10 protein-coding genes are annotated in these 11,432 nt (G+C 68.2%); 1 reads left to right on the top strand and 9 read right to left on the bottom strand.

Annotated features, from left to right (window positions below; translation table 11 throughout):
* Positions 1-157 precede the first annotated feature (157 nt).
* On the bottom strand, positions 158-550 hold the full coding sequence (locus tag AB1446_04685) for a cupin domain-containing protein (GenBank protein MEW6546201.1): 393 nt from the start codon (positions 548-550) through the stop codon (positions 158-160).
* Positions 551-655: 105 nt separating this feature from the next.
* Complete coding sequence (locus AB1446_04680; GenBank protein ID MEW6546200.1) at positions 656-763, bottom strand: RCKP-type rubredoxin-like domain-containing protein; 108 nt, start codon at positions 761-763, stop codon at positions 656-658.
* A 109-nt stretch (positions 764-872) separates the two neighbouring features.
* Between AB1446_04680 and AB1446_04675 the strand changes: the two genes are divergently transcribed.
* Positions 873-2,552 (top strand): NFACT RNA binding domain-containing protein, encoded by a 1,680-nt coding sequence (locus tag AB1446_04675; GenBank protein ID MEW6546199.1) that lies wholly within the window; start codon positions 873-875, stop codon positions 2,550-2,552.
* Positions 2,553-2,617: 65 nt separating this feature from the next.
* On the opposite strand, the gene AB1446_04670 is transcribed toward AB1446_04675, so the two are convergent.
* The 7 genes from AB1446_04670 to AB1446_04640 form a co-directional block, all read right to left on the bottom strand.
* Positions 2,618-3,451, bottom strand: coding sequence for a lysophospholipase (locus tag AB1446_04670; GenBank protein ID MEW6546198.1), 834 nt, complete (start codon positions 3,449-3,451; stop codon positions 2,618-2,620).
* A 32-nt stretch (positions 3,452-3,483) separates the two neighbouring features.
* Positions 3,484-4,056, bottom strand: a complete 573-nt coding sequence (gene pyrE, locus AB1446_04665) for an orotate phosphoribosyltransferase (protein MEW6546197.1) — start codon at positions 4,054-4,056, stop codon at positions 3,484-3,486.
* A gap of 23 nt (positions 4,057-4,079) precedes the next feature.
* Positions 4,080-4,868, bottom strand: coding sequence for an orotidine-5'-phosphate decarboxylase (gene pyrF, locus AB1446_04660; GenBank protein MEW6546196.1), 789 nt, complete (start codon positions 4,866-4,868; stop codon positions 4,080-4,082).
* A gap of 119 nt (positions 4,869-4,987) precedes the next feature.
* Complete coding sequence (locus AB1446_04655; GenBank protein ID MEW6546195.1) at positions 4,988-5,941, bottom strand: dihydroorotate dehydrogenase; 954 nt, start codon at positions 5,939-5,941, stop codon at positions 4,988-4,990.
* 14 nt (positions 5,942-5,955) lie between these two features.
* Positions 5,956-6,813, bottom strand: a complete 858-nt coding sequence (locus AB1446_04650) for a dihydroorotate dehydrogenase electron transfer subunit (protein ID MEW6546194.1) — start codon at positions 6,811-6,813, stop codon at positions 5,956-5,958.
* 103 nt (positions 6,814-6,916) lie between these two features.
* Entirely contained in the window at positions 6,917-10,174 is a 3,258-nt protein-coding gene (gene carB, locus AB1446_04645; GenBank protein MEW6546193.1) for a carbamoyl-phosphate synthase large subunit, read from the bottom strand.
* The gene (locus tag AB1446_04640; protein ID MEW6546192.1) at positions 10,155-11,261 is read right to left on the bottom strand and encodes a carbamoyl phosphate synthase small subunit; all 1,107 of its coding nucleotides are present in this window, start codon (positions 11,259-11,261) and stop codon (positions 10,155-10,157) included. The genes carB and AB1446_04640 overlap by 20 nt, the downstream gene beginning before the upstream one ends.
* Between the last annotated feature and the right edge of the window lie 171 nt (positions 11,262-11,432).

Here is an 11,432-nt window from a genome sequence, read left to right as displayed (position 1 = left end):
TCGACTCAGTCGTCTCCGCTCAAACCCCAGTCCTCGCAGAAAGGGGTTAACCCACTTGAGTACAAGTACCTTTCATTCTGAGGCAACGATCCGTGGTACAAGTACTTTTTATTCTGAGGCAACATGGCCCCTCAGGACCCCCCGGACGACGCCCCTTTCAGCGGCAGCAGGGAGAGGCACTGCCAGGAACCTGGCAGGCCCTGGTGCCGCGTGGCACCACGCAGATGAACTCGATGGCCTGGTCGGGTGCGGAGCGGAACTGGTGCATTTCCCCGGCGGGGACGAACACCACACTGCCCGGTTCAAGGGGAATGTCCCCGGCCTCGCTCCTTACCGACCCGCGGCCGGCCACCACGAACACCTCGTGCTCCCACGGATGCTGGTGCCACTCGGTGTTCATGCCCTCGTCAAGGTGGAACAGGCGCATCTCGAAGTTGGGCGCCCCCTGTTCCTGGGAAATCACCCACCGCACCGTGGCACGCTTGCCGCCCGGCACCTGCCCCTCGACGATGCTGCTTTCTGGCACCTGCGACACGTGTGTCACATACACCCTCCCCGCCCTCCCCTCCCAAATCCTGATGGGCACTGCCCGCCCTACTTGTACTCCGCCACCGAACATCCCGGTCCGGCGCTCGACCCTCATCCCGGTCCCGACTTACGCCTTCTTGACAAAGGTGTCCTTGCCGTTACACTGCGGGCACTTCTTGGGCTTGCACCGGGCCTCCTTCTCAAAGCCGCAGGATGAACAGCGCCACACCGCCATGCCCTCGACCTCCTCCCCCAATCCCCCTCGATCTGGTACAATTGTACAGCGCAGGCGCCCCCCGGACAAGCCCGCCGGCGCCTGGCGAACACGCGATGGAGGATCGAGCGTGCCCTTTGATGCCCTGGTGATGGCCGCCGTGACCCGGGAAATCCAGGATGTCCTTCCGGCCCGGGTGGACAGGATCTACTCTGCCGGGTTTGCGCAGCAGGCACCGTCCGAAGCGGTGCTGGTGGTGTTCAGGCCGGGAATACGCACCCAACTGCTCATCTCCATGCACCCGCGCTTCGCCCGCGTACACCTCAGTTTCCGAGAGCACCGGCCAGTTGCCCCCTCGCCATTCGTCCTCCTCCTGCGCAAGCATCTCGAGGGCGCCCATCTGGTGGCCGCGCAACAGCACGACCGGGACCGCGTCCTGATCCTGGATTTCTGCACCCCGTTGGGCTCCCGCCCCCGTCTGGTGGTCGAGATCATGGGCCCGGGGTCGAACCTCATCCTGCTCGACCAGGACGCTCGCGTCCTGGCGGCATGGAGGGAAGAAGGACCCCGCCCGGACCGGGACGCCTCCCGGCGACGCATCCTGCTGCCCGGCGTGGAATACGAGCCCCCACTGCCCCCGCCGGCCGGACGGTGGGGGCCGTTCAGCACACGGGAACTCGCCGCCCGGGCCCGGGCCACCCCCACCGGCGAGCGGTCGGCTCCGACCGGCGGCCAACGCACCCCGGAGGAGGTAGCGGAGGAAATGTGGCAGGAGGCCAGGAGCAGGCCCCGGCCGGTGGTCATCACCGATGAAAGCGGTCAGCCGAAGGACTACTGGTGCCTGATCCCCGTGGCGCACGGGCCCGTGGGGCAGGAATATTCGGCCATGAGCCGGTTGCTGGACGACTTCTACTGCCGATTGGGAGAGGAAGAGCACCTCCGGGAGTGGCACGACCGCCTGGCGCGGGCCTTACGGCGGCACCGCGAGCGACAGGAGCGCCTGGCAGAGTCCCTGCGGGAGGACCTGGCCCGGGCTCGGGAGGCCCTCCGCTACCGCGTCTGGGGGGAACTGCTGATGGCCCAGGCCGCCCACCTGCCGGCGGGTCACGACCGGGTTGAGGTTACCGACTATTACTCGGAGGAACCACGTCAGGTCGAGATCCCCCTCAACCCCGCCCTTTCCGGCAAGGACAACGCCCGTGAGTATTTTCGCAAATATAGCAAGGCTCGCCGCGCCCTGGATCCCCTCCGGCAACGCCTGGATCAGGAGGCCACTCACCTGGCCTACCTGGAACAGCTCGAGCAAGCACTCTCCCGTGCCTCGGACCGGGACACGCTGGAGGTCCTCCAGCGGGAAATGGAGGCGGCGGGGATCGTGGCCACACCGCCTGCCCGGGCCGCGCCCGCAAACGCCGCTCGGGAACGTCCGGTTACCGGGCAGCACCGGGTGTTGCGGTTTTCACTTCCCGGGGGCGACGAGGTCTTGGTGGGCAGGGGGGCCGAGGCCAACGATTTTCTGACCTTCGTCCTGGCCCGGCCCGACGACATCTGGCTGCACGTGCGCGGAATCCCGGGGAGCCACGTCATCCTCCGTCCCCCCGCCGGTCGGCCGCCGAGCCCTGAGGCCATCGCCCGGGCGGCAACCATCGCCGCCCACTTCAGTCAGGCCCGCCTGGCCCCCAAGGTGGAGGTGGACTGGACGCTGCGCAAGCACGTGCGGCGCAAGCCGGGTGCCAAACCGGGCCAGGTGGTGTACCGGGAAGAACGCACCCTGCTGGTCAGGCCCGCTCCCCCGCCGGGTTCACCGTAGTTGCGGTCAGCCCTCTGCCCCGCCGCGCTCACCCTGGCGGCGGTCAAGCTCGAAGCCGCCCCGGCTTACGTTAGACGGCGCTCGAGCCACTGGCGCAGGCAGGCGAGGGGCACTTCCTTGCCTTGTTCGTTAAAAAGCTCGTGGTAATAGCCTGGGTAAGTGTGGACCTCCTTCTCGGAACTCCCCAGCCGCACGAAAACGTTCTCGGCCACCGGTACCGACACCAGGGCGTCCTCCTCCGCCAGAAGAAGCAGGCAGGGGACCCGCAGTTGCACCGCCTTGCGGGCCACCCGCTCCATGGCGGCCAGCATCTCCGTGTAAAGCCGGGCGCTCACCCGGTCGGTGACCAGCGGGTCATTGCGGTATCTCTCAACTACCTGGGGATCGTGGGAAAGCAGTCCGGGATCAATGCCGCTGGGCATGGAAAAACGGGGAAGAAGCCAGGATAACACCATCCCCGCCCCGTGCTTCCACGGGGGAACCCGTACCGCCAACCCCAGACAGGGGCTGGACAGCACCAGGCCCGCCAGGCGTCCGGGCCGACACAGGGCGTAATGCAGGGCGATGAGTCCTCCGTAGCTGTGCCCGAGGAGGAATACGGGGAGGTCTCCTTCCATCGCCACGATGTACTCCAGGAAACAATCCAGGTCCTCCATGTAGTCCCAGAAGGAGTCCACGTGCCCGCGCGGTCCCGTTGACCGGCCGAACCCGCGCAGGTCATGGGTCCAGATGGACAGGGGCGTGCCCTCCAGGGCGTCCACCACGTTCTGATAGCGACCGCTGTGTTCCCCCAGGCCGTGGACGATGACCAGTACCCCTCGCGGCCGGGGAACACGCCAGCACTGCCAGAACAGTTCTGCCCCTCTCGCTCCCGCCAGGGCACCCGTCTCGTGTCCCACTTTGAATCACCGCCCCCCAGCCCCTCTCCGGGTTAGACCGCTGCGCCCTTGGGGTAGGTAAGGGGGACACCGGCACGGCAGAGCGGGCATTCGGCGGGAGAGTACGAGGGGATGTCCAGGGTGACCAGGGCCACCTGGGGCACGCCGAACCCCACCTTTCCCCCGCTGCGATCCACCATCACGGCCACGCCCACCGCCCGTGCCCGGGCCTGTGCCAGCAATTCCAGCACCTCGTTCACCGAACCCCCGGTGGTCACGGCATCCTCCACCACCAGGAAACGCTCCCCGGGAGAAATGGAGAACCCGCGCCGCAGGCGCATCTGGCCCTCTTCCCTTTCCGCAAAGATGGCCCTCACCCCAAGGGCCCGGGCCGTTTCGTACGCCAGGATGATGCCTCCCACCGCAGGGCCGATCACCGCCTGCACTCCGCTCCCAGCAAAGGGAGCCGCCAGTTGCCGGCACAGTATCTCGGCGTACTGGGGATACTGGAGCACCTGGGAACACTGCAGGAATGTCGGGCTATGCCTCCCCGACGTCAACCGAAAATGCCCTTCCATGATCACGCCCGTACGCCGCAGCAGATCCACAATCTCCTGTTCTGTCACTAGCAAAACCCTCCCTGCCAGGATCACCGGTGTGGTGTGGTCGCCGCCCGGCGGCCGTCCACAGCGGCGCTGATCTCCTCGACCACGGCCCGCGCTGCCCGGACGGGATCGTCAGCACGCGTGACAGGCCTCCCCACCACCAGCCAGTCCGCCCCGTTCGCCACCGCCTCCGCCGGCGTGGCCACCCGCACCTGGTCATCCCGGGAAGACAGAGCCGTGGCCTCGGACACACTTACCGCTACCACGCCCCGCCCGGGAGCAGAAGAACCCAGCGGGCGGATACCGGGGGTTACGATCACCGGCTCCGGCCCCAGCTCCTTTCTCAGGAGGGACGCCTCGCGGGGCGAAGCCACCCAGCCGTCCAGTCCGGCCTGCCGGGCCAGGTGGGCCAGGACCAAAACCTGATCGGCCGGGGCACGACCCACGCCCAGGGCAGCCAGGTCTGCCTCGCCCAGGCTGGTGAGAACGGTGACCCCGACCAGAATGGGGACAGGTTGCCCGGCACACGCGGCTGCTTCCCGCACGGACGCCACCGCCTCCGCCATCATGCGCTCCCCGCCCGCCACGTGAAGGCTGATCATGTCCACCCCCTGCCGGGTGAGGACGGCCGCCGCCCGCGCCACGGTGTGGGGGATGTCGTGGAGCTTGAGGTCGACGAACACCCGCCCCCCGCTTTCCTTCACCATCGCCAGGGCGGCAGGCCCCGCCGCCGCGAAAAGTTCCAGCCCCACTTTGAACCAGGTCACCACCGGGCGCAGCGTGGCCACCAGCGACCGCGCCTCATCCAGCGCGGGCACGTCCAGGGCCACCACCAGCCGGTCCTCGGGCCTGCGGGGCCTGACCCCGCCAGATGGGGACGATGCGGAATCCGCGGCAGGTGCGGAATGGTCGGGGGAAACCCCGGCTCCGCGTGGTGGTCGTGATGGTGCGCTCATGAATTCTCACCCCCGCCTGCCAGTGTGCGACGGGCCAGCCCCACCAGGTCGCCCACCCGCGCAAAACCTTCTTCTTCCAGGTAGGCAGCTATCTCCTCCACTATGCGGGGCGCGGCCAGTGGATCAACCAGGGTAGCACTGCCAACTGCCACCGCACTTGCGCCGGCCATGAGGAATTCCACTGCATCCAGACCCGTCATGATGCCCCCGCAACCCAGGATGGGAACGTCGATCGCCCCCGCTACCTCCCACACCATGCGCAAGGCAACAGGCTTGATGGCGGGTCCCGACAACCCCCCGGTAACGGCGCCCAGCAGCGGACGGTGCCCGCGCACGTCTATGGCCAGTCCCTTCAGAGTGTTGATGAGCGAAATCGCGTCAGCACCCGCTTCCTGCGCCGCCCGGGCGATGGCCACGATGTCCGTCACGTTGGGCGTCAGCTTCACCATTACGGGCAGCGAGGTGGCGTTCCGCACGGCTCGCACCACGGCAGCAGTGGCAAGGGGATCCGTGCCAAAGGCCATGCCCCCGGCGCGCACGTTGGGGCAGGAGACGTTCACCTCGAGGCCCGCTACGCCTTCCACTCTGTCCAGTTTTGCCGCCAGCGCAGCATACTCCTCCACCGTCTCACCGGCTATGTTAACAATGACGGGAATCCCGAACTCGCGCAAAAAGGGGATTTCCTCCCTCACCACCGCGTCGACGCCCGGATTCTCCAGGCCGATGGAGTTAAGCAGACCGGCCGGAGTCTCGGCGATGCGGGGCGGCGGATTCCCCGCCCGCGGGGCCAGGGTGGTACCCTTGGTGATGATGCCCCCTACCCGGCGCAGGTCAAACCAGCGCACCATTTCCCGCCCGTATCCGAAGGTGCCGGAAGCCACCAGCACCGGGTTGGCCAGGCGGATGCCGGCCAGGTTAACCTCCAGATCCGCCCCGCCACGCGGTGTCATCGCTGTCACTCCCATCATCTGGCACGGGTACCTGCCCCCCACAGGCGGGCCACCGCCTCCAGGTCCACCGCGCGGGCCGGGAACACGGGTCCATCCTGGCAGACGTGCAGGTAACCACCCCGGGCGGCAGGAACAGCGCATCCCCGGCACACCCCGAATCCGCAGCCCATGCGGGCTTCCAGGGAAACGTGCAGTTCCAGGCCCGCCTGCTCAAGCAGCCGGGCGACCGGGGCCAGCATGGCGGGCGGGCCGCAGGCAAATGCGGCCGAGGGGCCCGCACCAAAGCCGTCCAGCAACTGCGGCAGCACGTCGGTCACCATCCCGCACCTTCCCCGGGAACCGTCCTCGGTGCACACCACCACCTCGGCCCCGGCATCGCGCAGTTCCCGGACACCCAGCACCAGTGGGGCCGATCGGGCGCCCACCAGGGCCGTCACCCTGGCGCCGGCGGAAACCGCGGCCCGGGCCACGGGAGGGAAGGGGGCCACCCCCACCCCGCCCGCCACCAGCAACAGCGTACCGGAGTTCGCGGCGGGAAACCCGTTGCCGAAAGGCCCCAGCAACACCAGGACATCGCCGGGCCGGCAGGCTGCCAGGGCCCGCGTTCCTTCACCCGTCACCCGCACGAGAAAGGATACCACCCCACCGGTGGTATCCATGTCGAAAAAACTCAGGGGGCGTCCCAGGAAAGGTGCCATACCGACGGCCCCGCCCCTCAAGGCGGGGGCAGCTCTCACCATGGCAAACTGCCCGGGCCGAGCCCGGGCCGCCAGGGCGGGAGCCCGCACGTCGAGGCGCCCATGTCCGGGTACTACTTCCCTCCACGCCAGCACCCGACCGGCTTCCTGTACCCAATCCGGCAACTTCCTCACTTCCCCCGCCCTCCGGAGAGACCGCCTGCGTTGTGATTATACCGGGGCCCCGCACGTCCCACAACCGCTCGCCCCAGCGGCACAGGCCCTCACGTGCTCACAGTCACGGCGTGCCGGCACCCGCGGGTCCACGGCCGCCTGCGCGTGGGCCGGGGGCAAACAGGTGGTCCTGCAGGCAGACGGGCTCGCCCGGCCCAGAATGAGCCGCCCAGGCCCGCACCAGAGCTCGCACGGTTTCGGGGCAGGTGAGGCAGGGGATGCCCATCTCGGCGGCAGCGCGGCGGATGGCAAAACCGTCCCGTTCCGCCCTCTGGCTGCGGCTCGGCGTATTGATCACCAGGTGTACGCCTCCCCCTGCCAAAAGGTCGAGCACGTGCGGGCTGCCCTCGCTCACCTTGTTCCAGGCCTGCACGGGGAGACCCCGGCGCCCCAGGTAGGCAGCCGTTCCCCGGGTGGCGTACAGCCGGCACCCCCGCCCATGGAGTTGACGCACGGCGTCAAGGCAGCCCTCTTTGTCGTCGTCGGCCAGGCTGACCAGCACACCCGCCCCGGGAGGAAGGTCGATTCCCGCTGCCCGATATGCCTTGACGAGGGCCGAGGGCAGGTCCGGACCTATCCCCATCACCTCACCGGTTGATTTCATTTCCGGCCCCAGAGTGGTATCCACCCCCAGCAGCTTGGACCAGGAAAACACGGGGGCTTTCACCGCCACCCCGGGGGGAGGAGGGTACAGTCCCCCCCGGTACCCCTCATGCTGCAGCTTCCGCCCCAGCATGGCCGCGGTGGCCAGTCTTACCAGAGGGACACCCGTCGCCTTGGTGAGGAAGGGGACGGTACGGCTGGCGCGGGGATTCGCTTCCAGTACCCACACCTGTCCCCCGTAGACGACGTATTGCACGTTGAGGAGGCCACATATCCCCAGGGCACGGGCCAGCCGGGTGGTATACTCCACCACCACGTCCACCTGACCGGGGGTGAGGGAATGGGGCGGATATATGGCGGTGGAGTCGCCGGAGTGGATACCGGCCGGCTCCAGGTGCTCCATCACCCCCGCCACCAGCACCTCCTCGCCGTCACAGACGGCGTCCACCTCCACCTCTTTACCCGGGAGGTACCGATCCACCAGGACGGGAGCGTCATGGGATACCCGGGCAGCCTGCCCTATGTACCGTTCCAGGTCCCGCTCGTCGTACACGATCTCCATGGCCCGGCCCCCCAGCACCCATGATGGGCGCACGAGGACGGGGAATCCCACGCGGCGGGCGATGGCCACTGCTTCCGCGACCGAGGTGGCCGCCCCCCCGGGGGGCCGGGGGATACCCAGGCTCTCCAGCAGGGTGTCGAAGCGACGCCGGTCCTCCGCCAGGGCGATGGCCTCCGGAGGCGTACCCAGGACGGGCACTCCAGAACGCTCGAGCCCTCCGGCCAGGTTGATGGCTGTTTGCCCGCCGAACTGGACCAGGACCCCTTCGGGACGCTCGCGGTCGCACACCGCCAGCACGTCCTCCAGGGCGAGAGGCTCGAAGTACAGGCGGTCCGCCGTGGAGTAGTCGGTGGAAACGGTCTCCGGGTTGCAGTTGACGATGATGGCCCGGTAGTCCATCTCCTGCAGGGCCCGCACAGCGTGCACGGTACAGTAATCGAACTCGATCCCCTGCCCGATACGGATGGGACCCGACCCCAGCACCAGCACCCGACGCCCGGGGAGGGGGCCGGCCTCGTCTTCCCCCTCCGCTCCCGAGCTGGTGTAAGTGGAATAGAAGTATGGCGTGGCCGCCTCGAACTCTCCGGCGCAGGTGTCCACCATCTTGAATACCGGGTGGGCCCCGGCCGCCAGGCGCCACCGGCGCACCGTATCCAGCTGCACGCCCGTCAGGTGTGCCAGGTCAGCATCGGACAAGCCGGCAGCCTTGAGGCGCCTCCACCCGCGCGCGTCGAGGGTTTGCAGCCCCGCCACCCCCCTCCGGGCCACTTCCCCCAGGGTGTCGGCCAGGGTCGCCAGGGCATGGAGGAACCAGGGATCGATCCCCGTCCGCTGCGCCAGTTCACTGACCGGGTAACCGCGTCGCAACGCTTCCAGCAGCAGGAACAACCGCCGGTCGTCTGGCCGCGCCAGTGCCCTCTCCAGATCGGTTTCGCCGGCACCCAGCAGCGCCGTGCCGTCCTCCAGGGCCCGCACGGCCTTCCCCAGGGCCTCCAGGAAGGTGCGCCCGATGGCCATGACTTCCCCGGTTGACTTCATCTGGGTGGCCAGGCACCGGTCGGCAGACGGGAACTTGTCGAAGGGCCAGCGCGGTATCTTCACCACCACGTAGTCGAGGGAGGGCTCGAAGCAGGCCCGCGTGTAGCCGGTCACGGGGTTGACGATCTCGTCCAGGTTCAGGCCCAGGGCCAGCTTGGCCGCCACCCGCGCGATGGGGTAACCGGTGGCCTTGGAGGCCAGGGCCGAGGACCGGCTCACGCGCGGGTTCACCTCGATGACGAAGTACTCGCCGCTGCGGGGGTCGAGGGCAAACTGGATGTTGCAGCCGCCCCTGATTCCCAGATAACGGATGATGCGCAGGGCGGCGCTGCGCAGCATCTGATACTCACGGTCGGAAAGGGTCTGGGTGGGGGCAACCACGATGGAGTCCCCGGTGTGGACGCCCATGGGGTCCAGGTTCTCCATGCTGCACACGGTAATGCAGTTGTCCCGGCCGTCCCGCATGACCTCGTATTCGATTTCCTTCCATCCCAACAGGCTCTTTTCCACCAGTACCTGGCTGATGGGGGAGAACCGGAGACCCCGCGCCGCCACCTGCTCGAGTTCCTCCGGCCCGTGCGCCACGCCACCCCCCGTGCCACCCAGCGTGAACGCGGGGCGTACCACCACCGGATAGCCGATGCGACTGGCCAGTTCCAGGGCAGCGGGAACGGAGGAGACCGTACCGCTGGGCGGAACCGGCTCTCCCAGCGCCCCCATCGCGGCTCGAAATCTCTCCCGGTCTTCTGCCTGTTCAATGGCTTCCAGGGGGGTTCCCAAGAGCTGCACCCCGAACCGTTCGAGGAGCCCAGCCCGGTGCAGGGCCACGGCCAGGTTGAGGCCCACCTGCCCTCCCAGGGTGGCAAGGATTCCATCCGGCCTCTCCCGGGCCAGGATAGCCGCAGCCGCATCCACGGTAAGAGGTTCCAGGTAAACGCGGTCGGCCAGGTGAACGTCGGTCATGATGGTGGCGGGGTTGGGGTTACAGAGGACGACCTCGACCCCTTCCTCCCGCAGTGCCTGGCAGGCCTGGCTGCCCGCGTAGTCGAACTCGGCCGCCTGCCCGATCACGATGGGCCCGGACCCAATCACCAGCACTTTAGCCGGCCTTCCGCTCATCCGCATGTCCCCCGCTCCGCCACTCCTGCCCCGTGATGATGCCCAGGAAACGGTCGAAGAGATAGCTGCTGTCCCTGGGGCCGGGACCGGCTTCGGGATGATACTGCACGCTGAATGCGTCCAGCCCCACGAATTCCAGGCCCTCCACAGTACCGTCGTTTAGATTGCGGGCGCTTACCTCCACCTCCGGTGGTAGCCCCTCCTCCGCCACCGCGTAGCCGTGATTCTGGGAGGTGATGAACACCCGGCCCAGGGCGAGGTCGCATACGGGGTGGTTGGCTCCGCGGTGACCGTACTTCAGACGGTAGGTACGCGCCCCTGCCGCCAGGGCCATCACCTGATGGCCCAGGCATATCCCAAACATGGGCACCCGCCCCAGCAGTGCGCGAGCGGCGCCGATGGCCTCGCGGGCATCGGCGGGGTCGCCGGGGCCGTTGGAGAGAACCACCCCCTGCGGCCGCAAGGCCACGATCTCCGCCGGCGTAGCGGTGGCCGGTACCACGGTGAGGCTGCAACCCCTCGCCTGCAGAGCCTGGAGGATGCCGGCCTTCACTCCCAGGTCCACCACCACCACGTGGGGGCCCCGGCCGTAGAGGCGGTACGGGCGCGAGCAGGTAGCCTGGTAGACCACCCCCTGCAGGGAAACCCCCCTTGCCATCTCCACCAGTGCCCCTACCGCGGTCACCGCTCCGGTGGTGATCACCCCGCGCATGGTGCCGTGCCGGCGCAGATGACGTACCAGCGCACGCGTGTCCACACCTTGCAGTCCCACTATGCCGTGGGCGCGCAGGAAGTCATCCAGGCTCCAGCACGCTTCCCGGTGGCTGGGCGAGAAACAGGCCTCGTGCACCACCAGCCCGCGCACCAGGGGGCGCACAGCCTGCAGGTCGCGACCGGAAATGCCGTAGTTGCCCACCAGGGGATAGGTGAGGGTGACGATCTGTCCGCAATACGACGGGTCGGTGAGGATTTCCCCGTAGCCCGTCATCCCCGTGTTGAAGACCACCTCGCCCCCTGCCGTCCCCGCGGCCCCGAAAGCCTCCCCCCGGAATACCGTGCCATCTTCCAGAACCAGGGCACCCGTCACCGTTCCCGCCCCCCCGGCTCACGCCCCCTGCTACCGTCCGCCCGGTCGCTCGGGGTAGTGCATACTTATGCATGCGCTCACATTATATTCGCGACAGGACACCTTGGCAACGGGTCATCGCCCGGACCCTCCGAAGCAGAGCCGCAGCCAGCGGGTGTGAACCCAGGGGTG

This window comes from Bacillota bacterium (assembly GCA_040757085.1).
Classification (GTDB): domain Bacteria; phylum Bacillota; class Sulfobacillia; order JACIYH01; family JACIYH01; genus JACIYH01.
This window is presented reverse-complemented; position numbering and strand designations above follow the sequence as displayed.